26 protein-coding genes, 1 tRNA gene and 1 pseudogene are annotated in these 21,105 nt (G+C 68.2%); 8 read left to right on the forward strand and 20 right to left on the reverse strand.

Features of this window, described 5'->3' with window-relative positions:
* Nucleotides 1–45 precede the first annotated feature (45 nt).
* Nucleotides 46–900, forward strand: a complete 855-nt coding sequence (gene htpX, locus ABGB17_RS02525; protein WP_347626050.1) for a zinc metalloprotease HtpX — start codon at nucleotides 46–48, stop codon at nucleotides 898–900.
* A 49-nt stretch (nucleotides 901–949) separates the two neighbouring features.
* Here htpX and ABGB17_RS02530 read toward each other — a convergent pair whose 3' ends face one another.
* Nucleotides 950–1,825, reverse strand: coding sequence for a hypothetical protein (locus tag ABGB17_RS02530; RefSeq protein WP_347626051.1), 876 nt, complete (start codon nucleotides 1,823–1,825; stop codon nucleotides 950–952).
* A gap of 55 nt (nucleotides 1,826–1,880) precedes the next feature.
* Between ABGB17_RS02530 and ABGB17_RS02535 the strand changes: the two genes are divergently transcribed.
* The 3 genes from ABGB17_RS02535 (at nucleotide 1,881) to ABGB17_RS02545 (ending at nucleotide 2,848) form a co-directional block, all read left to right on the forward strand.
* Nucleotides 1,881–2,027 (forward strand): hypothetical protein, encoded by a 147-nt coding sequence (locus tag ABGB17_RS02535; RefSeq protein WP_347626052.1) that lies wholly within the window; start codon nucleotides 1,881–1,883, stop codon nucleotides 2,025–2,027.
* 159 nt (nucleotides 2,028–2,186) lie between these two features.
* Nucleotides 2,187–2,465, forward strand: coding sequence for a hypothetical protein (locus ABGB17_RS02540; RefSeq protein WP_347626053.1), 279 nt, complete (start codon nucleotides 2,187–2,189; stop codon nucleotides 2,463–2,465).
* Nucleotides 2,462–2,848: a hypothetical protein gene (locus tag ABGB17_RS02545; protein WP_347626054.1), complete on the forward strand. Its 387-nt coding sequence runs from the start codon at nucleotides 2,462–2,464 to the stop codon at nucleotides 2,846–2,848. The genes ABGB17_RS02540 and ABGB17_RS02545 overlap by 4 nt, the downstream gene beginning before the upstream one ends.
* 3 nt (nucleotides 2,849–2,851) lie before the next feature.
* On the opposite strand, the gene ABGB17_RS02550 is transcribed toward ABGB17_RS02545, so the two are convergent.
* A complete protein-coding gene (locus tag ABGB17_RS02550) occupies nucleotides 2,852–3,436 on the reverse strand; it encodes a dihydrofolate reductase family protein (protein WP_347626055.1) in 585 nt (194 codons plus the stop codon).
* A 585-nt stretch (nucleotides 3,437–4,021) separates the two neighbouring features.
* Nucleotides 4,022–4,513 (reverse strand): YajQ family cyclic di-GMP-binding protein, encoded by a 492-nt coding sequence (locus ABGB17_RS02555; RefSeq protein ID WP_347626056.1) that lies wholly within the window; start codon nucleotides 4,511–4,513, stop codon nucleotides 4,022–4,024.
* 136 nt (nucleotides 4,514–4,649) lie between these two features.
* On the opposite strand from ABGB17_RS02555, the gene ABGB17_RS02560 reads away from it, so the two are divergent.
* A tRNA-Tyr gene (locus tag ABGB17_RS02560) sits at nucleotides 4,650–4,731 on the forward strand.
* Nucleotides 4,732–4,931: 200 nt separating this feature from the next.
* Here the strand turns inward: ABGB17_RS02560 and ABGB17_RS02565 are convergent.
* A complete protein-coding gene (locus ABGB17_RS02565) occupies nucleotides 4,932–5,138 on the reverse strand; it encodes a hypothetical protein (RefSeq protein ID WP_347626057.1) in 207 nt (68 codons plus the stop codon).
* 351 nt (nucleotides 5,139–5,489) lie between these two features.
* Here ABGB17_RS02565 and ABGB17_RS02570 point away from each other — a divergent pair, with 351 nt between their 5' ends.
* The gene (locus tag ABGB17_RS02570; RefSeq protein ID WP_347626058.1) at nucleotides 5,490–5,810 is read left to right on the forward strand and encodes a hypothetical protein; all 321 of its coding nucleotides are present in this window, start codon (nucleotides 5,490–5,492) and stop codon (nucleotides 5,808–5,810) included.
* Nucleotides 5,811–5,920: 110 nt separating this feature from the next.
* Here ABGB17_RS02570 and ABGB17_RS02575 read toward each other — a convergent pair whose 3' ends face one another.
* The 16 genes and pseudogenes from ABGB17_RS02575 to ABGB17_RS02650 form a co-directional block, all read right to left on the reverse strand.
* Nucleotides 5,921–7,294, reverse strand: a complete 1,374-nt coding sequence (locus ABGB17_RS02575; protein ID WP_347626059.1) for a tyrosine-type recombinase/integrase — start codon at nucleotides 7,292–7,294, stop codon at nucleotides 5,921–5,923.
* Nucleotides 7,294–7,491 carry a helix-turn-helix domain-containing protein gene (locus ABGB17_RS02580; protein ID WP_347626060.1) on the reverse strand — a complete coding sequence of 66 codons (198 nt, stop codon included), beginning with the start codon at nucleotides 7,489–7,491 and terminating at the stop codon, nucleotides 7,294–7,296. The genes ABGB17_RS02575 and ABGB17_RS02580 overlap by 1 nt, the downstream gene beginning before the upstream one ends.
* 27 nt (nucleotides 7,492–7,518) lie before the next feature.
* A complete protein-coding gene (locus tag ABGB17_RS02585) occupies nucleotides 7,519–9,084 on the reverse strand; it encodes a YfjI family protein (protein WP_347626061.1) in 1,566 nt (521 codons plus the stop codon).
* On the reverse strand, nucleotides 9,081–9,986 hold the full coding sequence (locus ABGB17_RS02590) for a bifunctional DNA primase/polymerase (RefSeq protein ID WP_347626062.1): 906 nt from the start codon (nucleotides 9,984–9,986) through the stop codon (nucleotides 9,081–9,083). The genes ABGB17_RS02585 and ABGB17_RS02590 overlap by 4 nt, the downstream gene beginning before the upstream one ends.
* A gap of 156 nt (nucleotides 9,987–10,142) precedes the next feature.
* Complete coding sequence (locus ABGB17_RS02595; RefSeq protein ID WP_347626332.1) at nucleotides 10,143–10,301, reverse strand: hypothetical protein; 159 nt, start codon at nucleotides 10,299–10,301, stop codon at nucleotides 10,143–10,145.
* Entirely contained in the window at nucleotides 10,301–10,852 is a 552-nt protein-coding gene (locus ABGB17_RS02600; protein ID WP_347626333.1) for a hypothetical protein, read from the reverse strand. The genes ABGB17_RS02595 and ABGB17_RS02600 overlap by 1 nt, the downstream gene beginning before the upstream one ends.
* Nucleotides 10,824–11,270 (reverse strand): annotated as a pseudogene (locus tag ABGB17_RS02605) (DNA cytosine methyltransferase); the annotation flags it as partial. The pseudogene ABGB17_RS02605 and the gene ABGB17_RS02600, both read right to left, overlap by 29 nt.
* Before the next feature lie 118 nt (nucleotides 11,271–11,388).
* Nucleotides 11,389–11,889, reverse strand: coding sequence for a hypothetical protein (locus tag ABGB17_RS02610; protein WP_347626063.1), 501 nt, complete (start codon nucleotides 11,887–11,889; stop codon nucleotides 11,389–11,391).
* A 26-nt stretch (nucleotides 11,890–11,915) separates the two neighbouring features.
* Nucleotides 11,916–12,140, reverse strand: a complete 225-nt coding sequence (locus ABGB17_RS02615; RefSeq protein ID WP_347626064.1) for a hypothetical protein — start codon at nucleotides 12,138–12,140, stop codon at nucleotides 11,916–11,918.
* A 139-nt stretch (nucleotides 12,141–12,279) separates the two neighbouring features.
* Nucleotides 12,280–14,565, reverse strand: a complete 2,286-nt coding sequence (locus tag ABGB17_RS02620; RefSeq protein ID WP_347626065.1) for a cell division protein FtsK — start codon at nucleotides 14,563–14,565, stop codon at nucleotides 12,280–12,282.
* Between the two features lie 134 nt (nucleotides 14,566–14,699).
* On the reverse strand, nucleotides 14,700–15,788 hold the full coding sequence (locus tag ABGB17_RS02625; protein WP_347626066.1) for a DUF2637 domain-containing protein: 1,089 nt from the start codon (nucleotides 15,786–15,788) through the stop codon (nucleotides 14,700–14,702).
* Nucleotides 15,785–16,165 (reverse strand): RRQRL motif-containing zinc-binding protein, encoded by a 381-nt coding sequence (locus tag ABGB17_RS02630; RefSeq protein WP_347626067.1) that lies wholly within the window; start codon nucleotides 16,163–16,165, stop codon nucleotides 15,785–15,787. The genes ABGB17_RS02625 and ABGB17_RS02630 overlap by 4 nt, the downstream gene beginning before the upstream one ends.
* On the reverse strand, nucleotides 16,162–17,226 hold the full coding sequence (locus ABGB17_RS02635) for an RNase adapter RapZ (protein WP_347626068.1): 1,065 nt from the start codon (nucleotides 17,224–17,226) through the stop codon (nucleotides 16,162–16,164). The genes ABGB17_RS02630 and ABGB17_RS02635 overlap by 4 nt, the downstream gene beginning before the upstream one ends.
* 14 nt (nucleotides 17,227–17,240) lie before the next feature.
* Nucleotides 17,241–18,140 (reverse strand): DUF4097 family beta strand repeat-containing protein, encoded by a 900-nt coding sequence (locus ABGB17_RS02640; protein WP_347626069.1) that lies wholly within the window; start codon nucleotides 18,138–18,140, stop codon nucleotides 17,241–17,243.
* Nucleotides 18,140–18,676 carry a WhiB family transcriptional regulator gene (locus tag ABGB17_RS02645; protein ID WP_347626070.1) on the reverse strand — a complete coding sequence of 179 codons (537 nt, stop codon included), beginning with the start codon at nucleotides 18,674–18,676 and terminating at the stop codon, nucleotides 18,140–18,142. Before ABGB17_RS02645 ends, ABGB17_RS02640 begins: the two co-directional genes overlap by 1 nt.
* A 97-nt stretch (nucleotides 18,677–18,773) precedes the next feature.
* On the reverse strand, nucleotides 18,774–18,944 hold the full coding sequence (locus ABGB17_RS02650) for a hypothetical protein (RefSeq protein ID WP_347626071.1): 171 nt from the start codon (nucleotides 18,942–18,944) through the stop codon (nucleotides 18,774–18,776).
* Nucleotides 18,945–19,123: 179 nt separating this feature from the next.
* On the opposite strand from ABGB17_RS02650, the gene ABGB17_RS02655 reads away from it, so the two are divergent.
* Both ABGB17_RS02655 and ABGB17_RS02660 read left to right on the forward strand, forming a co-directional pair.
* Entirely contained in the window at nucleotides 19,124–19,948 is an 825-nt protein-coding gene (locus ABGB17_RS02655; protein WP_347626072.1) for a GntR family transcriptional regulator, read from the forward strand.
* A gap of 35 nt (nucleotides 19,949–19,983) precedes the next feature.
* Nucleotides 19,984–21,075, forward strand: coding sequence for an alanine racemase (locus ABGB17_RS02660; protein WP_347626073.1), 1,092 nt, complete (start codon nucleotides 19,984–19,986; stop codon nucleotides 21,073–21,075).
* Nucleotides 21,076–21,105: the final 30 nt, after the last annotated feature.

Consider the following 21,105-nt stretch of genomic DNA (forward strand, 5'->3'; position numbering starts at 1 on the left):
ACGAGCGTTGGTTGGGTGGAGCCAGCACACCGGAGGGGAGGAACCGTGCACCACAACGGCCTGCGCACCACCGTCCTCCTCGCCGCCCTCTCGTCCCTGATCCTGCTCGCCGGAGCCTGGCTGGGCGGCGGCCCGGGCCTCCGGCTGGCCGTCGTGTTCGCCCTGCTGACCACCGGCGTGGCCTACTTCTTCTCCGACCGCATCGCCCTGTCCGCCATGCGGGCCCGCCCGGTCAGCGAAGTCGAGCAACCCACCCTGTACCGCATCGTCCGCGAACTCTCCACCGACGCCCGCCAGCCGATGCCCCGCCTCTACATCTCCCCCACCATGCAGCCCAACGCCTTCGCCACCGGCCGCCACCCCCGCCGCGCGTCCATCTGCATGACCTACGGCATCCTGCAGACTCTGAACGAACGCGAACTACGCGGCGTCGTCGCCCACGAGCTGTCCCACGTCTACAACCGCGACATCCTCATCTCCTCGGTGGCCGCGGCCCTGGCCACGATCATCACGTACTGCAGCTACATCGCCGTCTTCTTCGGCGGCTCCACCGACGACGACGAAGGCCCGGGCTTCCTCGGCGGCCTCCTGATGATGTTCCTGGGCCCGGTGGCCGCCGCCATGATCCAGATGGCCATCAGCCGCTCCCGCGAATACCAGGCAGACGAATCCGCCGCCCTGCTGACCGGCGACCCCCTGGGCCTGGCCTCCGCCCTCCGCAAGATAGAGATGGGCACCCGCGCCACCCCGCTGCCGGAAGGCAGCCGCCTGGCCTCCGCGTCCCACCTGATGATCGCCAACCCTTTCCGGGGCACCGGCATAGCCCGCCTCTTCACCACCCACCCCTCGACCTCGGCAAGAGTGGCCCGCCTGGAACGCATGGCCGGCTACCGCCGCTGACGCGAAAGGTCCCGTATCCCGGCCGGGATACGGGACCGAAAAGAGTCGCTCACTCCCCGGGCAACCACCACGTCCACACATCCGGCTTCATCGGGAACGCGTCGATCCGCGTCAACTCTCCCGTAGACGGATCGATCCGCCGGGCGGTCGCCCGATCCGCCAGCCCGTCATCGTTCGCCCGCACCCCCCACACGATCAGCTTCCCGTTCTCGTCCCAGTACAGCCGGTACGGCGTCTCGCCGAACGGCACCTTGAGGTCGAACGCGGGCGACACCGAGTCCGTCGACAGGTCGTACTGCCGCAGCGTCGACGTGCCGCCGGTCAGCGAGTTGATCACCAGCCCCACCGTCACCTGGTCGTCCGCCAGCGCGATCGGCGCGTTGTTGGACACCACCTGCGGCACGACCCGGCTCTCCCCGGCGTTCCCCTCGGTGTCGTACACGGTGAACTCGGTCGTGTTGTCCTCGGTGAAGCCGGTGGTGAGCACGTGCGTCCCGTCCGGGCTGAACCCCTGCACGACCTTCACCCCCGGCAGCGTCGCCGTCCCCCCGCCCCGCAGGTCCACCAGCAACGTGGGCAGCGAACCGTCGGAGTCGTTGTAGTCGATCGCGATCCGGTCCCCCTCCCGGGACAGCTTGATCGCGAGGTCCGCCATCCCGAGCCCCTTCGGCACCTTCGCCGCCTTGCCGGGCAGGGCCCGCGCCGTCCCGCCGGCGGCGTTCCTCCACACGATCTTGCGGTCGGACTTGCGGAAGTACACGACCCGGCTGCCGTCCCCGCTGATCGCCAGCGGCGCGTTGGACGACTTGTCCACCTTGCCGTCCGCCTGGCGCGGGAACACGGTGGCGTCGGCGAGAGTGACGGTCTTGCCGTTGCTCAAGGTCAGCTTCCACGACCCGCACGGGCGGCTGAAATCGCCTTTCACGCATGAATTCAACCAGGCATAACGCACGGTTTGTCCGCTAGTCATGCTCTTTGTGGTGCTTTTCGAGGATATGGTGGCGGAGGCGGCTCCCGTCCTCGCCTCCGCCGGACCCGTCGTCATGCTCACCGTCGCCGCGGTGGCCACCGCGAGCAGGGCGAGCGTACGCGCACGCTTCATGGCGCTCCTTTCGTCACCTCAATAGATGCCGGACAAACCGGGATGGTTGGGTCACGATTCGGCGTCAGATACGCGGCTGATCATGCACGCCGGTGGCGCATATGTGACCAGGGAGACCACAAAAGTTCAACCCCGTCACTCTTGGGGGGTGCCTCCGTACGAATATGCGTCTACCGTCACGGATATGGGGCACTCCTCTTTCAGCATCCGTCTGAACGACCTCCAGACAGAGGCCCTCATGCGCCAGGCGCACCTGGAAGGCCGCAGGGTCGAAGACATCATCCGCGGCGCCGTCCAGCGCCATATCGACGGCAGACAGGCCGCCGTGACCCTCATGGCCCGCTGGAGTCTCGACCGCGAGGACCTCGCCGCCGCCGCGGCCGCACTCAACGTCGAGCCGCTGACCGACGAGGAATGGTCGCAGGCCGTCCGTCCCCCCGTGCCCCGGACGCGGGTGTCATGATCCCCGGACGCGTCCTGGACGTCAGCGCCCTCGTCGACATCGCCGTCGCCAAGACCCGCTACTCGCGCCACATCGTCGCGATGTGCCTCTACCGAGGAGGCGGCCTCTGCGTGCCGTCGTCCGCATTGGCCGCCGTGTACTCGATCGCCCCGCTCGACACCCAGGCGGAGCTTTTCGACCTCATCATGGGCCCCGGCGTCACCATCGACGACCTGACCGCGGGAAAGGCCCCCGACATCGGTGAACTGCTCGACGGCTCCAACGACGTCGTCGCCGGCCACGTCGTGTGGTGCGCCCGCCAGACCCACTGGCCCGTCCTCACCGACCGGGGCGACCAACTGGCCCTCCTGGACCCGCACATCATGATCGACCCGATCACCTGAGGCTCACGCCGGCTGGTACGTGTGGACCATCGCCCCCGTGCTCGTCGTCCGGCTGGTCACCAGTTTGAGCGTCCGCGGAACGCTCCCCCCCTCGAACATCCGCTTCCCGCTCCCGAGGAAGATCGGGAACGACCACAGCCGGTACTCGTCGACGAGCCCGTGCTCGATCAACGTCCGCGCCAGCACCCCGCTCCCGTGCACCTGCAGCTCGTTCCCCGGCTGCGCCTTGAGACGGGCCACCTCCTCGACGACGTCCCCCGAGATGAGGTACGAGTTGCTCCACTCCAACGACGTGAGAGTGGTCGACACGACGTACTTCGGCAGCTTGTTCAGCCGCGTGGGAACGGGGTTGTCCTCGTCGACGACGTTCGGCCAGTGCGCCGCGAAGATCTCGTATGTCCGCCGCCCGAACAGGAAGTCGTCCGCCTGCAAGAACCACTCGTTGACGATCTCGTCCATGTCCGCGTCAGCGAACGGCATCAGCCACCCGCCCTTGTCGAACCCCCCACTGGTGTCCTCCACAGCCGTCCCCGGCCCCTGCACAACCCCGTCCAACGTCATGAACGCGGTCAACGTCAGCTTCCGCACAGCGTCACTCCTCTTCCGCGAGCTTCTCGTGACAACCGGCAATGGTGCGCCACCAAGAACACGCTGTACACACGCGGAAATGCTCACTTGACGGGGTTACGCATCTCCGCCCAAAGGAGTAAAAGCCCACCGCCCACGCACCTCAGCCCCCCCGCACGGCCCACCACATATGGTCAGAGCCCCTCCCACCAGGTTCCGGCCGTGCGTAAGCCCCTTCATGGCCGACGCGACGATGCCACCCTCAACACCCGGCCCACCCCCTACGACCCCCTTGGAGCCCCCCGGCATGCCGGAGCGTGCACCCCGGTTCGGAACGGGCCCCCCGAGTGTGCACCCCGGTTTGGGGCGGGCCCCCGAGTGTGCACTCCGGTTCGGGACGGGTCCCCGAACGTGCACTCCGGTTTGGGGCGGACCCCCCGAGCGTGCACCCCGGTTCGGGACGGCCCCCCGAGCGTGCACCCCGGTTCGGGACGGCCCCCGCGCGTGCACTCCGATTGGGGACGGGCCCCCGCGCGTGCACTCCGGTTCGGGGCGGGCCCCCGAGCGCCCAGCCCCCCACCGGACCAAATCCCTCAACCCCGGCAACTACCGATAGTTCGTGAACTGCAGAGCGATGTCCAGATCCTTGCCCTTCAGCAAGGCGATCACATCCTGCAACTCGTCCTTCTTCTTGGAGCTGACCCGCAGCTCCTCCCCCTGGATCTGCGCCTTGACCCCCTTGGGCCCCTCATCCCGAATGATCTTCGAGATCTTCTTGGCGTGCTCCTGGTCGATCCCCTCCTTGAGCCCCACCACCAGCCGGTACTCCTTCCCCGACAACTTGGGCTCCCCAGGATCCAGCACCTTCAGCGACAACCCCCGCTTGATGATCTTCTCCCGGAACACATCAAGGACAGCGTTGGCCCGCTCCTCGCTGTTCGCCTTGATCTCAATGTCCTTCTGCCCCGACCAGCCGATCGAAGCCCCCGTCCCCTTGAAGTCGAAGCGATGCCCCACCTCCTTGACCGTCTGGTTCAACGCGTTGTCGACCTCCTGCCGGTCGATCTTGCTAACCACATCGAAGCTACTGTCGGCCATCGAATCAACGATCCTCTCTACTCCACCCCGACCCTAGCGACCAACCCACCCCCCTGTGCAGCCCACCACCCCGCCCGTTGTCACAGTCACCCCGGAAGTCCGCTATTCTTCTACCTGTCCCCGCAAGGAGACCCCAGGCAGGTTGCCCGAGTGGCCAAAGGGAGCGGTCTGTAAAACCGTCGGCTCAGCCTACCCAGGTTCGAACCCTGGACCTGCCACACCAGCCAAAAGAGGCCCGTCACCAGCGGAAACGTGGTGACGGGCCTCTTGCTGTATGTCCGGCCGTCTACGGCTGACAACGGTGCTCTACGGCTCGCTGCGGCCAATACGCGGCCAACTTCTCATGCGTCGCGGGGGGTTCTGGGGATGGACGCACGGATCTGCCAGATCCGTCTCCCGTATACGGCGATGTGGGCGCTTACAGGATCTTGATGATCAAGGTTTCACCTGTGTCGTGCTTGCGGACCATGACATCGTTCCCCTGGGCTGCCTCGGTCTCCAAGAACTCGTAGACACTGATCGCTCTGTTCACCAAGTCTGTCTTGGAAAGGCCCGTGCTCTCCTGAAGCTTCTGAAGTTGCTCCGCCACGCGCGGTACGAGGCCAACCGTTATGCGCTCAGCCACGACCTGGCGAGGGGAAGGGCTTGGATTCGGAGTCATCATGCACCTCCTCGGATCGGTTGGTTGACGCTGGCAGTGATCAAACCTACAGCTTCCCAGTCTCATGGTCGCACATCGAGCAGTCAAAACACTACTGATCCATGTACCGTCTGCATCAAACTGATGCAGAGCCGTCTCGGGATGGGCTAAGCTCCGTCCCAGCGCAGTAGCGCCAACAAAGGGAGAGACAGATGACAGCACGTAAACGATCGTCCGCATCTACCTGGTTTGACCCATAGGTGATCGTACGGTCGGCATTGGATGAGGGCTCCCTAGTTCTGCATTGGCAGAACGGTCCTCTTCGAAAGGAGACTCATGTCGACCTCTCCCCGTACCCTTCCTGTTACCGCTGAGGGTGAGCCCACCGAAAAGGCACACGCCACAATCGCCCTCCAGGCCCCTGATGGAACTGGACTGACGGCCAGGGCCAACGTCACCTCGAAAAATCTCGATCAGCTTTTCGAAGCGGGAGTGGCGACCGCCGCGATGGCTGCTCAGCTCGTTATCCCCCTGGCCAACGCTGAAGTTTTGGCTTCGTACCCCGCCCCTCTGGCGATCGGACTCATGGTGCTCCAGTCGTTGGCCCTTGTCATGATCTATGTCTTCTGGCGCCGGTCTCGGTTGTCAAAGAAGTAGGAATGACGGTGAATGCTGCGCCATGCGTCTCGGGGACCTTCGGCGCAGCACCTTCACTGCACAATGAGAACGCCTCACATTGGCGCGTCATGACATTGGTGCCCCTCCGTTCAGGATGTCGTGGCGTCGAGAATGCGGCGCAGGGCTTCGCCCTGCTGCCCGTGGATGCACTTCGCGTATACTCGCAAGAGCACGTCCACGCTGTGTCCTGCCCACTCGGCGACCTGAGGCGCAGGGACGCCAGCGTTGAGCCACGTGGACACGGCGGCGTGCCGGAGGGCGTAGGGGACATCCATGAGCGGTGAGGCAGCTTCATCGGCGGTGAACGCCTGTTCTCGGGCTTCGTGGAATACCTTGAGGTATGCGCGGTCGGTCATCAGCCCGCCGCGGGGGCCGATGAACACGCGCCTTTCGGGGCCAGTGCCGAACTCCTTCAGGTGCGCCCGTAGGAGGGTCGCCAGCTCGGGGTGAATCGGTACCGGCCGTGTCTCGCCGTCCGCTCGGTGCTTGAGGGCGCGGCGCTCGCGTGGCCGGCCGTTGTTGGTCCAGCGGCTTCCGGCGCGGGGTTCGGCGTTGGTGAGCCGCATTTCTCCCCATCCGTCGTCCGGCAGACTCACGAGGTGTTCGCGCCGGAGGTCAATGGCTTCCTCCGGCCGTAGCGCGGCGTAGTACATGCAGCCGAAAAATGCCTGCATTCGCGCTCCGCGTTCGCCGCGCCGTCGGACTGCCCCGAGAAATCGCCGGGCCTGTTCGGTGTTGATGACGGTTCGAGGGTCCACCGTGGTGAGGGTGCGGGGCTTTGTCCACTTCACGGCCTTGAGGGGGTTGGCTGGTAGTAAGCCCATCTCGCGGGCGTGTTCCATTGCGTTATTTAGAACCATTCGCTTGCGGTTGGCGGTATTCGGCGCTGCCAATTCGCCGTCTTTGGTACGGCTGACTCTGTCGAGTACGGCGCGAGCTAGGATCGCGCCCTTGCCGGGTTCGGTGAACGCAGCCACCTGGACCGTGTGCTGTTCCAGCCATCGAATGACCTGAATCAGGTCGGCGGGCGGTCGCACGTTATCTCGAATGCGTGTGCTGTAGGCCCAGCGAAGTGCGGCGCGCCGGAGGTCTCGGGGCGCACCCGCCTCGCTGGTCAGAAGGGCTTCGGTCGCATCGGTGAGGGCCTCGGCGATTCCTCGGCGGTGGTTCGGGGAAGCGTACGGCCATTTGGCATCGACGTAGGCCAGGGTGAAGGCGTACCAGCTCAGAGCGGACTCTTCGCGCTTCCAGGAGATCGGGCGGCCGGTGCGGGTGTCGAAGGCTTCCCCTTCACGGGCCGCAGTCATCAGGCGCGCCCGGAAGCTTTCGGCTTGCGCTACGTTCCGGAATGGCTCCTTCCATTCGCGGCCACCGACGACCCACCGAACCGTGTGGGTCGTTACCTTCGCGCCTTTGTAGGTCTTGGTCTTCCAGAAGCGCACGCTGTAGGTGATGTTGTCCATCAAGCGGCGTCCTCGTGCTCGTCCAGCCACCTCTCAAAGTCCGCTCTGCGGATACGGAGGTCGCCGTTCGGGATGCGGATGCACTTTGGCGCGGTGCCTTTCTGGCGCCAGTCGTAAAAAGTCGATGTGGAGATTTGCAGTTCCTCGCAGAGTTGGCGGACTGTGAGCTTCTCGTTCGGCTTGATAGCCGAGGGCATACGGCAGCTCCTTCCGTTGCGGGTGCGCTATCGCTGAGTGCAGAGGCTTGGGTGGACGGCGTACGCGGGGGACGGCCGGCGGCCGGGGCCGGTGCGGGGTGGTTCGGGCTCGCGGTGGATCCAGCCGAGTTGTTCGAGGACATCGAGTGGCGTTACCAGGTCGGCGACCTTGCGGAAGCGGCTGCGGGGGAGCGCGGTGAACGCCTCGCGGACGGTGAAGCGCTCGGGGCGTGTGCGTTGTAGCCAGGCATGGACCGCCCGGGCGCCTTCCAATTCGGGGTCGGCGCCCATCGCGTCGAACGCGGCGAGTGCGTGAGCGGTGAAGTACTCGCCGAGGGTGGCGGCGGCGTTCATGGTGTCGGCGCTGATCGGGTGGCGCCAGCCGTCGTCAATGTGGGTGGCGAGGTGGATCAGGCCGGCCATGCGGGCTACGGCACCGTCGAACTTTCCCGCCCAATCGGCGATGTGGCCGAGGTCGCCGGAGTCCGGGCGTAGCCGAGGTTCGGTCCGGCGCCGGTGGTTGGCGAAGACTTCGGCGGCCTCGGGGGAGAGCACGATCCGGGCCGGGTCGTCCCAGTCGTACATGCCGATCACGAGTTTCTGGAGGTTGGTCTCGTACCGTTCGGTGACGTGCGGAGGGACGGGGGGCGGGTCGATGCGTCGATAGCCGACGTTGCTTTTCGGCAGGCTGTAGAGGATGCGTCCGAGTAGACCCTTGCCGCGGAATCCGGGCATGCTCGCGATGTCGGCGATGATCTCGGGTTGGACGGCGAGCCCGAGCGTGAGGGCGGCATGTTCAACGTGCTCGGTGCGGCCTCGCCGGTCCACGATCAGCGTGTCTCCGGCGTGTCCCTTGAGAAACAGGTCCAGGTTCGGGGTTCCGGAGTAGCGGCCGGCGAGGGTGGCGAAGATGCCGCCCTCGGCGCTGAGCACGGCCAGCCGTCCGCCCTGTTCGGCCAGGAGGCTTGCCGCCGCCTCGGGCGTGATGTCGTCGGCGACAAGCCGGGGCTTGACGGGCACATGGATGCCTTCCACGGCCAGCGCGGCGCTTTGCGCCTCGGCTACGGCCTCGGGCGCAGCCTCACCGCGGGCAGTGGTGGCGGAGCGGGCAGCCTTCTCGGCGACCTCCAGGGCGAGGCGGCGGGCCACCTCGGCTTCAACGATGCGCGGAGTGACGCTGTCGGTCAGGGTCTTCTCGGCGTGCCGTAGCGGTGCGGTCATGTCCCGGAACACCGCGGACTTGCGCGAGCCGGGTGGCATGGCCACCATGACGAACAGGTTGACCGGCTCGACCCACGAGCCGCGGACGTTGACCACGGCTCGCCCTCCGGCGGCGGTGGACAGTGCGGCCATGCCGACGCAGCCTGCGAGATCGAGCGGGGTCTGCGTTTCCTCGGCGACCGCGGACATGTGCTCGGCTACCCAGGTGGGGAACACGTGGGCCGGGAAGGGCGGCAACTCGCTCCGCTGCCCGAACGGCGCGGGGGTTTCCCAGTTATGCCGGTCTTGTGTGTGCAAGTCGGTCAGTACTTGACCGGCGCTGACCTGGTTCAGGATGGAGTCGGCGCTGATGTCCGGCCGGTTAGCGGTCATGCTGCCCTCCGTGGTTGACGTTCGCCGGAGTTCAGTCCTGAGCGGATAGTGGCGAAGGCTTCGCGAGAAGCGAGTCCGATGGCCTCGGCCGTGGTTTGTAGCGCCGATTCGGCCAGGTGGCGCGGCAGTAACCGGGCGGCGGTGAGCTGCCCAAGGGCGAACGCGGCGGCGTTGAGCGTGTCGTTCCGCGTGCCGGGGGCCGCGGCGAGGACTCGTTCCACCTCCCCACGGAGTGCGGCGAGGGCGTACCCTGCGGCGCGGTCACCGCCGGAGAAGGCCAGTACGTCCCCCACGGAGGTACCGGCGGCAGGTACGGGGGCGGTCGTCGTCAGCCGGGCAGCCAGCCAACCGGGCAACGGGGCCGGGTCGGCGGGGTGGATGACCTCATATCGTCCGGCTCCGTCCGGGAAATCGACGACGCTGCCGGGGCCGACCACATAGCCGCCGGCGGCGCGGGTGTCGATCAGCCAGCCGAGTTTCCCGCTGCTGTTCCCCAACGTGCTGCCAGCCGGGGCGGCGTAGTACAGGTGCGTCCCGCCTCGGCGCGTTCGGACTTGGAAGGTCTCCAGAGTCGGGAACGGATGGCCGGACTGCTCGCACAGCAGGGCGAGCACGTCGGCGCCCTCGGCGACGCCGGGCAGGTCCCACGCGGATGGTGGTGTATCGCCGGGCTTGGGCGTGTCCAGATCAAGCACCACGAGCCGGGAGGGACCGCACGCAACGCCGATGTTGAACGGGCCGCGCGTCCAGGTCCGGCAGATGAGGTCGGCGTCGGTGGTGGCGTGGCGCTCCCAGTCGGTGAACCCGCGAAGAGGGCGCTTGTCGCCGGGGGTGAGCGGGAAGATGTGCCAGCCGCGAGCGGCGGCGGCCAGGGCGTACCGCGTCAGGTCAACCGGTGGCATCGCTGGTGTCCTCCTTAGGGCGGCGTAGGCCCCGGAACGGGCGCACGACCTTGGTGCCGTCCGCGCGCTGAATGAGCACGTTGCGGGGGCCGCCGCCGGGTCCCCAGTGAATGAGGACCACGACGGGGCGCCCGCGTTCGAGGTAGGTCCGGCCGATCACGCCGCGTCCTTGACGTCGGTGGCGAGGTGGTCGGGTAGGAGGGTGTGAAGGGCGGCGATGGCCTGTGCGGGGAGCACGCCGTTGCCCAGGGCGTGTAACTGGTGGTTGCGGGTCAGGTCGGGGACGTCGGTGACCCATCCGCCGGGCAGATCCATCAGCCATTCGACGAATCGGGGGGATAGGCGTCGTCGATGGTCAGTTGGCCGAGGTGCCGGGCGGCCGGTGATGGCTTCCCATCGGGCGATGGCGGGGCCGTACTGTCCCCAATCCGGTGGGTCGCGGAGGGAAGCGTCAGGTCCCCCGAGCTGCCCCGCTGGTTGGGGCCGCCTTTGGTGCCGTCGGTCGCCCTCGGCGTCGGCAACAGGGCTGCCACCTCGGCGGCCAGGCACAGGCCGTGCCTGCCCGCTTCCTGCGAGGGTGAGCGTTTGGTCTGCCGGTTCTCCCGTTCCGACGCCCGAGGCGTCGGCAGCAGGGACACGGTGTGCCGCAGGTTCATCCCCCCGCGGGCCGCGTGCCCGGTCCCGGTGCCCTCTGAGGTGGTCGGGGTGGGCAGCAGCGTCTCCACCGTCGTGGGCAGGTCGTCGCGGTAGCCGGGTCCCTTGCTGTCGCGGGCGCGTGGTGTCGGCAGGCCAGGCCAGGCAGAACCAGCGTTCGCGGCGGTGGGGGGCGCCGATGTCGGACGCTCGTAGACATGTCCAGTTCGCATCGAACCCGAGACGGGCAAGGTCAGCGAGGACGACGTCAAGACCAGGTCGCCGACCAACGATGGCCCGGACGTTCTCCAGCACGACAAGGCGGGGTCGTAGCGCACCGATGGCACGGGCGATGGTGAACCACAGTCCACTTCGGGTGTCCTCCCGGATACCGGCGCCGCGTCCGGCGTAGCTGAGGTCTTGGCAGGGGAAACCCGCGGTGAGGATGTCGGCGGGTTCGACGTCGGCCCAGTTGAGGGCTGTGATGTCGCCGAGGTTGGGCAAGTGCGGGAAGCGGTGGGCCAGAATGCGCGCGGCGGCGGGGCCGGGGTCGGCGACCCAGACCGGCCGGGCGCCGAGCACGGCGGCCACGGCTAGGTCAAGGCCGCCGTACCCGGTGCACACCGACCCGAGGGTGAGCGGCGTGGTCACGCGGCGCCCCCAGAAGTTCTGCCGCCGGGGCCGTGGATAACCCGCTCACACCACGCGGACAGATCGGTCATAGCGTCGTCTCCCTTCGGTCGTCTACGGGTGGCGCTGTGGCCGGTGGTCACGAGAGGGCGCTGTCGGCGTGAAGCCACAGCGCCAGCAGCGCGGCCAGGTGAACGACGCGCTCGCGTAGGGCCTGGTCGCCGGGGTGGCGCCGGTGCTGTCTGGCCGTGGCGATGTGCTGGGCGATCTCGCCGAGTGCGGCGGTCGCTTCGGTCAGGCGGGCGATTTCGTGGTGGTAAGGGGTGGTGGCGTCGTGCCGGGTGGCGCGCAGATGTTCGACCTCGGTACGGATGTCGTCTACGGCGGCGGCGTGGCGCAGGTGTTCGGCGTGGGTCTGGACGGCGGACACGACGAACTCGGCGACCGTCCGGGATTCCTCGGCGTCGGCTACCTCGATGTAGAGGTCCCATTCCTCGTCGCCGGCGGCGATGGCCCACCGGCCGCCGGGGTGGGCGTTGGGGTTGGACTCGGCGGGGACGACGCGCCAGGTCTGAAAATCGTAGGTCCCGAGCTGCTGCCGGGTGGGGATGGTCGGGCGGGTGGCGTCGGGTGCGGGCATGGTGGGGCGCCCCTCTTGGTGGTGGGTCATCGGGTGCCGTCGCGGTGCAGGCGGCGGAAGTGGACATACAGGCGCCAGCCGATGCGTGGGCGCATGCCGGTGCCGTCGCAGGTGCGGCAGGTGCGGCGGTTGGCCGTGGTCGCGGGGCCGCATCGTCGGCAGGTGCCCCACGGGGAGACGAGACAGAAGCCGATGTAACTGACAGTTACAGCGGGCAGGCACAGGACTAGCAGGACGATGAGGGATCCCACGGGGGCCTCCAAAGCGGTTTTCGGGGTTTTCGCAGGTGGAGCGCTAGACGCTAGTTCGCTGGTAGATCAGCGGATGAGGTGCTAGCGGGGGTGCTAGGTCTAGCAGGGGAAGCTGCTAGACCTAGCACCGGTTCGCGGGTCAGGAAGCGGCGCCGTGACCCTTCTTTCCGTCACGCTCGGTGATGGCTGCGGTGATGTCGTCGCGGGTGATACCGCGCCGGTTGGCACCCTTGCCGCCACTCTCGGGGGTGCCCCACACCTGCCCGGTGCGCACGCCGTAGGGCTTGAGCGCGGTGGTGAGCTGCGCGGCGCGGGCGTCTGCCTCCAACTCCATCCACGGCCCGTAGACCTCGGAGCGAAGCTCAGCCAGCCGGGCCACGATCACTTCGTTCCATACCTTGGCCTCGGACGGAGCGACCACGGCAAGGATGTCGGCGAGCAGGTCATGAGTCGGCGCGGTGGTGAGGGGGGTCTCGCCGAGAGCGTGACCGGACAGGGTGCCGGCGGCCTGCCGCAGGGCGTTCGCACGATCGGCGATCTTCTGGGTCGCGGGGGTGTCGAGATAGGCGGACTTGACCACCTTGGGCATGGGGGTGGCGCCGACCAGGTAGCCGGTACCGGCGTCGCCGCCCTTGTCCGGCGGGCCGGGTACGAACAGCGTGGCCCGGATGCCGTTCTGGTAGGACGACGTGCCCAAGATCATGTCGTTTTCGAGCTGTCCGGCAACCCGCAGACAGAATCGGATGGTCACGTTCGCGCTGATGCCGGTGGGCAGGCTGCGCTTGTCCGGGCGCTGGGTGGCCAGCACCAGCACCACCCCCAGAGCGCGACCGAGCTTGATGATGAACTCGGCATCCTCGCCGGCCTTGGCGCCGTACTCCTCATGGGCGAAGAGGTTCTGGCACTCGTCGAAGATGGCCACCAGCGGATGCAGGCCAAGAGAGCGCTTGTCGGCGATGATCCGAGTCACCTTCTTGTCCGGGCACAGGTCCGGCGGCAGGGTCTTGATCGCGGCGGCGCGCCGCATGACCTCCTTGCGCAGTAGGCTCAGCGAGTCGGCCGCATACGCGATGGACGGGTCATCGATGCCGGAGACGAACCGGTGGGAGTTCTGCTCGTGCGGGTCAAGGTCGCCGGTGCCCTTGAGTTCGTGAATCCACAGCTCCACCGAGGGGTCAAGGGCCGCGCCGGAGGCCAGCACGCGCACCGACGCCGTCTTGCCCTGGCCGGGCTGTGAGCCGATCAAGATGTTCTGCTCGATGACCGGCACAGTGATCGGACGCCCCCGGGGGTCACAGCCGAACGGGATGCCGCGGAACACATCGTGCGAGCCAGCCTTGACCAACGGCGACTTGACCACTGTCTTGGACAGGTCCTTGTCCCCGACCCACAGGATCAGCCGACCTTCGTGAACGGTGGAGTCGCCCTCGGGCCAGATCGAACCGAGGGGGCGCCGAAGCGCCGAGGCCATCCGGTCCCGCTTGTCGAGGATGTCGCCCACCGTCACCCCATAGGGCAGGTCGATGTCGGCACGCCACCCGGGGCCGTCCCGGGTGATCGGCGCGACGAACCGGATGGCGTCTTTGGCGTTCTTCGACATGGCCTGAGTGATGCCGGCGATGCCCAGCACCGTCAGGGCGCGGATCACGATGTCGCTGGTCAGCTTGTCCACCGACGCCGGGATGACCGCACGGTCGATCAGCGGCCGGTCGGCTGGCTTGCCGACCACGCCGAGAACGGCCAGGGCGACCACCAGGGCGCCCCATTGCGCGGGTGTGGGCGCTGTGGCGACCACGATGCCCACGATCAGCAGCGTCACCAGCACGCCGAGGGCGACCGGCACGCGCAGCCGCACACGGGCGTCCCGCTGACGCGACAGCTTCAGATAGCTCTCGGGGTCGGCCTTCTGGACTGCGGCCAGCCGTACCGGCTCGCCCTCCAGGTCCCAGGTCCACTTGACCATTCCGCCGACCAGCCGGGCCAGCCCGCGTGGGGAACGGACGGCCAGCCGTCCGGCGTACAGCGGGGTCCGGCTGACCTGGTAGCCCGCGACGTGGGCGTAATGCACGCCGACCCAGCGAAGGGTGTGGACGGCTTCAGCGCGGGAGCGCAGCCACAGCGGGACGATCGGCTGACGGGTCCGGGCCTTCTCCTCCAGATCGGCCAGCCAGTCACGGCGCTCCCCGCCGGGCTGGTCAACCCGGACGATGTTGCCCTGCAACACCGGTCCGTCCGCAGGCGGCGGTCCCGCCGGTCCGGCGTGCTCGATGGTGTCGGCGGCGGACGGGTAGGGATGGCGTCCGGCGCGGATGGCGTCCAGGTGAACGACGTCGGCGCCCTTGCCGCCCGTGGTGTCCTCCATGGCGTCGGTGCGGTCGATGGGGTGTTCGGTGCGGTCGTCGCGGGGGTCGAGCGGGTTGCCCATAGCGGTGTGTCCTTGTCGGGTGACGCGGGCGGATGGGCGGACGGTCCGCTGCATGGCATGGCGGTCCGTCCGGTGTTTCTGGGTGCGGACGGTCCGCGGTCCGAAGTGCGGACCGTCCGTGCGGTACGTCGGCGTCAGTGGTCGCCCTCGGCGAGGGCGGCGGGTACGGCATGACCGGTCTCTGCGGGGTCGGACGGAGCCTCGGCCTTGAGCCGGGCCAGCAGCGCCGAGGCGCGGTCAGAGGAGACGGACTGTCCGGTCTGGCGGATGGCGGACAGCAGCCGGTCACGGGTGAGGGCGAGCCCTTGGGCGTCCAAATCGGCGGCGACCTTCCATCCCAGCGGCATCAGTTCGTCCACGTCCGGCGGCGCGGTGCGCCTGGTCGTCCGGGCGGTGGCTTTACGCTTGCCGTCGGCCTCGGCGGCGCTCGTCCGCTTGCGTGGCGCGGCGGGTAGCGCCGGACGGGCCGGGGCGGGCGGCACCGCTGAGATGGATGGCGAGGGCGTAAGCCGTTCGGCGGTGATTTGAACCGGGGTCGGCGCGCTGGCGGGGGCGAGTTCGCCGAGGCGGTAGAGCGCGCGTTCGCGGCGGGTGGCCTTGAACCGCCACAGGGTTCCGTACCGGTCTTGGAGGTCGGTCTTGGCCATGATGCGGTCACGTTCGCGGGTCAGGGCGTCGGGATAGCTCCGGATCTCCCACAGCACCATGCGGCGCCACAGGGAGAACGTGGGGAGCGGGGCCAGTAGCCAGCGGGACCGGCGGATGCCGTCCATCCGGTCGGGCTTGACCAGGTCGGCGCGCTTGCGGATGACGTGCGCGCCGACCTCCACGGCCACGACCCACAGCAGCGGCAGCACCGCGTGAGCCACCACGGCGAACCAGTCGATCCGGGGCGCGGCGAGGTAGGCGGCGATGTTGAGGTAGACCGTTGCCGCGGTCAGCGCCCACGGGATGAATCGCAGCCAGCGCAGCCGCATGCCCATGCGGGCGAGCACGATGTCCAGCGCGGAGAACACGGCGATGCCGAGGTCAATGCCGAGGGGGACGGTCCAGGCGAACCAGCCGAACGAGGGGGCGGCCACGTTGGCCACACGCTCGAAGCTGTTGACGAACCCCAGCAGACCGAGCACGCCGGTAACCGCGGCGGTCACCATGACCGCAGCGTGCTCGCCCTCGCTCAACGGCCGGGGACGGGGGGAGGTGATGTCGTCGGTCGTGGTCATGCGGCACACTCCTCGGCGCAGTCGAGGCACACGCCGAGGTGGCGTGGCAGCACATAGCCGGCGTCGATGTGGCAGACGGGGCAGGTACGGCGGGCGGTGTTGGCCTTGTCCAGCGCGGCGCGCTGGCGGGCGGTGGCGGCGCGCTTGGGCAGGGCGAAGCGGATGTCGTACAGGTAGGCGGCCCGGAAGCCGGGGGCGCCGTGGCGGCGGGACCTCCACAGGATTTGCGCCTGTACGCCCTGTCCTGCGGGGCGAAGCCCCTCGGCGGTGAGCTGGCGACGGGTGAGCAGGTGCGGCGGGGCCATCCGCCACGGGTAGGTGGGGATGCCGTACCGGGTGCCGGCGGGGTCCCAGAACGCGGCGCGGATGCGGCTCATCGGTGGTGCCCCTTCGACAGCACGGGCTTGGTGATGTCGCGGTGCTCCACCTCGGCGCCGAAACCGATGCCGCGCAGCCGGTCGGCCAGGGCGACGGCCAGCGCCACCGAGCGGTGACGGCCGCCCACGCATCCGATGGCGACGCGCACCGTCTGTCCCTCGGGCAGGCCGGGCAGGAGGCTGAGAACGAGCATGGCCAGCCCGTGGACGCTCTCGGCGGCGCCGGGCGTGGTCATGACGTGCTCGGCCACGGGCTCGTCCAGGCCGGTCCGCAAGCGCATCGCCGGGTCGTGGTGCGGGTTGCGCAGCGAGCGTCGCACGTCAAAGGTGATGTCCGCAGCGGGCGGGGCGGCGTGGCCGTAGCCGAAGGACATGACGGTGACCTCGGCGGGGGCGGGCTGGTCGAGGACATCGCGCAGCAGGTCCACGTGTGCGGCGAATACGGCCCCTGCATTGCCGTAGACGTCGGTCAGATGCCGCTCCAGGCCAGCGTAACTGTCGGCGCGCACCCAGGCGGCGCGGGCGGCGTCGTCGGCTCCCGTGACGGCGGGCAGGTTGCCGCGGGCGATCGTCCCCAGGTCGCACAGGGCGGGCACGGTCACCATCCATGCCTCATCCGAGGCGCGGGGGTCGGGGACGTACCGTGCCGGGAGGGACTGGAAGTCCACGCCCAGGAACAGGCCGGTCTCCTCGCTCAACTCCCGGGCTGCGGCGTCGGCCGGGTCCTCGCCGGGGTCCACCGTCCCACCCGGCAGCGCCCAGCCGTGGCCGTCCCCGCGTTCGACCATGACCAGCCACCGTTGCCCGTGCTCGTCGGTCGCGGTCACGATGGCGTCCGCGCACACCTGCTCTCCCCAGTGGCCCAGCTCGTTGCGGCCGTAGCGGATGCCGGTCTGCTGGCAGGGGTTGACGGGGCGGCCGTCGATCAGGCGGAAGGGGATCGCGGCAGCGCGCCGGCGGGGTTCCCAGTCGATCCGGGCCGGGTCCGTCTCCGGATCCGCCCAACCCTCCTGTACGCCTTCTGTCAGGACGATGGGGTGGGTGTAGTCGATACCGGTCATGACGTGTTCTCCCTTCACCGATCGCCGTAGGGGCGGCGGGGGTGGCGCGGCCGGGCGGCGGGGGTCGGCCGGCGCGGGGTGCGCACGTCGCCGGAGACGGAGCGGGCGTCGACCGTCAGGGCACCGGAGGCGGCCAGTTCGGCGGGGGCGTTGACGGTGATGTCGCCGGAGGTCGCCGACGCCACCAACACGCCCTCGTCGGTGGCGTAGGCGCTGATGTCGCCCGAGATGCTGGTCAGCCGTCCCGTTCCGCCGAAGTCGGCGATGTGGATGTCACCGGAGGTGGTCGAGGCGGAGACGGTCTCGGTACGGCCCAGCCGCACATCCCCCGAGATGGTCTGAACGGTGGCGTGATCGGGGCACTCGGCGCGCACGTCGCCGGAAGTGGTCCGGGCGGTCAGCTTGCCGCAGCCGTCCACGTCCAGATCACCGGACACCGAGGTGAAATCCACCCATTCCAGCTCACCGCGCGCCGTCACCGTGGCGGACTTGGTCCGGATACGCAGGGCCGAACCGTGCGGCAGACGGATCTCAGCGTGCAGGCCGGGAGTGATCTGTGTGCCGGACACTGAAGGGCCGTTGATGCTGCCATCGGCACCGATGACCAGGCCGGTCACGACCGTTCCGGCGACGATGTTGCCAGTGATGATCGTGCGGCCACCGTTGCCGGTCACGATGGTCAAGCCCGGCTGCTCGGTGATGGGGACGTTGACGGTGACCACGCGGGCTTCTGCGGCGAGCGTGGCGCCGGGCAGGGCCGTGCTCCCAGGGCCCTCGGCAGGGCCGGTCAGGGTGATCTCGGCGCGGTCGGTACTGTAGACGTTCACGCTGATCTGCCCGTGCGGCATGGCCAGGTCTAGCACGACGGGGCCGGGCATCGGGGCGGACATGGTCCGCGTGCTGGTGTAGCTCATCACGCGGCCTCCTGCCAGTCGGCGGACTTGGCGTTGATCTCGTCAGCCGTCATGCCGGCCCAGACCCCCGAAGCGGGGCGGACCTTCAAGGCGTAGATGCCGCAGACCAGACGCGCCGGGCAGGACGCGCAGACGTCGCGGGCGACGGATTCGCGTGCCGCCTTCTCGTCGGCGGACTCGTCACCCGCGGGGCCGACGTGCAGGTCCGGGTCATAGACGCACTCGGCGTTCTCGGCGAGCGCGCCCGGCGCGCCGAGGGTGGCCAGTGCCGAGGGGTGCGCGGGGGTGAAGGTGGCGCCGTAGCCGTGCGCCGCGGCACGCGCCAACGTGACCAGATCGGCCGGGTCGTCCGCGGTTCCGTAGATCTTGACGAGACGACCCTCGTACCGCTCGACGGCTGCCCATAACCGGTTGCCGCTGATCCGAGTCTGCCGACGCAGGTCGGCGGTCACCAGCTCAACAGCGACCGTGTGCCGGAGAGAAGCGCGCTCGGCCGAGGTGAGTTTCCCCGTGCTGATCGGGACGGTTTCCGTCATGATGGAGTTACTCCTTGATGACTCATACGGGTTGTGAGGAGCGGGAAGCGGTCCGTGTCTTGGCGGATGGGGGCCGCTTCTCCTTTGTCTGGTCGGCTCAGCCGAGGTTTGACGCGAAGGTCATCAGCGCGTCGGTGACGACCGTCAGCCCGTGGAAGGCGTTGGTGGCCGCGACGGCGGCCTGTGCGGGCTGGCGGATGATGAAGAACAGCGCGCAGACCGTGAGCAGGATGGGAACGACCCGGTGGGGTTTCGGCGTCTGGATCATCGGTGCTGCCCTCTCCTTGGTGAGTGAGGTAGCCGAGGCGGTCACCTCGGCACTCCAGCGGACTGTTCGACTCCGGCCTGACGGGGCAGGTATGCTGCTCACCTCAAACGCCAAACGTTTGTCGATGGCTCGATGATGGACCTGCTCTTGCGGTACTGTCAAGAAACATCAAACGTTTGATGTCTGAGATTCAGGCTAGCGATGCCGAGAATCGGACGAAATGCATCAAAGAGGGAAAAATGAGTCACTCGGGAAAGTTGGGTTTCCGTCAGATCGCGTCGCAGATCCGGCACGAGATCGTGAACGGCGTCTACCCACCCGCTACGGTCTTCCCCGCTGAGCCGGTGCTCGCCGAGAAGTACGGCGCATCGCGAAGCCTGGTCAACAGGGCAATGCAGGTACTCGCGGCAGAGGGCATGATCCGCCCTCGTCAAGGGAGGGGAACCTTGGTCACCTACATTCCGCCGATGCTGCACTCGCCGGCGCGCTACTCGCGAGAGGCACGCGAGGGCAGCCAGGCGCGCGGCGCCTTCGACGCGGAGGTCCGAGCGATCGGTCTCGAACCCCAGCATGAGATCACGACCGAGAAGGCCGTCCCTCCGGACGACGTCGCCGAAGCTCTCGGACTGCCGCGCGGTGAAGAGAACGCCCTCGTTCGACGTCGGCGCCTACTCGCGTCCGGCATCCCGGTGCGCCTCAATGCCTCGTGGTTCCCGCTGTCCATCGCCGAGGGGACGGTTCTGGAGGAAGCGGCGCCGGTCATCGTCGGCGGCGTGAAGTCGGCCTTGGCTGAACTCGGGCATCGGCAGACGGAAGCGACAGAGCGCATCATCGTCCGGCCGCCCACGGACGCCGAGGCGGATGCACTGGAGATCAGTCCGGAGCGAACCGTTCTCGACATCTTCCACGTCGGCAAGACCGCAGAGGGACGGGCCGTGGAAGTGACCACCACCGTCACGCCCGCTCACTACCTAATCATTGAGAACAGTTTCCCGCTCACCTGACGCACGCCAGACACGACCCGATAGGAGACGATGCGATGACAGCCACACTGCCGATGCACGCGCGGGCCGCGGAACTGGCCAGCGCTGGCGAACTGCCCGCGTATGTGTACGACCTCAGCGACCTCGACGCCCACATGTCCGCCGTCCGAGGCGCCCTCGGCGACATCGAGGTCCACTACGCCGTCAAGGCCAACCCCGACCCCAAGCTGTTGCAGGTCATCGCGCCGTACGTTGATGGCTTCGAGGTGGCTTCCGGGGGAGAACTCACTCACGTGCGCACGCACTTCCCTGACATGCCCATTGCGCTGGGCGGTCCCGGCAAGACCGACGCCGAACTCTTCGCGGACGTGACCAGGCTCCATATCGAAAGCCCCAGTGAGATCCGCCGGTTGTTCGCGGCCGGCCGGTCCGCCGAGGTGTTGCTCCGGGTCAACCTCGACATCCCCATCAGCGGGGCATCCCTGGCCATGGGCGGCGGCGCCACGCCGTTCGGCATGGACCCTGCGGGGATTTCTGAGTGCCTCGACATGCTCGCCGGTCAGGACGCCGTACATCTGCGCGGCATTCACGCCCACCTGGCCAGCGGGCTCGAAGCGCCGGCCATGCTTGAGCTGGCGTCCGCGATCCTCGACTACGCCCGCGGCCTCGGCGTCACCGAGATCAATCTTGGAGGCGGCATGGGCGTGTCCTACTCCGACCCTGACGCCCGCTTCGACTGGAAGACCTACGGCGAGGGACTGGCCGTGCTGCGCCGTCCAGGCGAAACGCTGCGCATCGAGCCGGGCCGGTCCCTGACGGTCTATTGCGGCCGGTACGTCACACGGGTCATCGACGTCAAGCGCGTCCACGGTGAACTGTTCGCCGTAGTGGCTGGCGGAACCCACCACATCCGGACGCCCGCTACCAAGGGACATAGCCAGCCCATGGTCATTCAAGAGCCGGGCGAGCCGACCACGATCGTCGGCCAGCTTTGCACTCCCAAGGACACCATGGCGCGCCACATCCCGGTGAACCTGAAGACGGGCGACGTGGTCGAATTCCTCATGGCCGGTGCCTACGCCTGGAACATCTCCCACCACGACTTCCTTATGCATCCGAAGCCAGCCTTCCGCTACCTGGGAGGCTGAGCAATTCACCAGTAGCTCAAGTTGACCGAG

This window comes from Sphaerisporangium sp. B11E5, assembly GCF_039871875.1.
In the GTDB taxonomy this organism is placed as follows: Bacteria; Actinomycetota; Actinomycetes; order Streptosporangiales; family Streptosporangiaceae; genus Sphaerisporangium.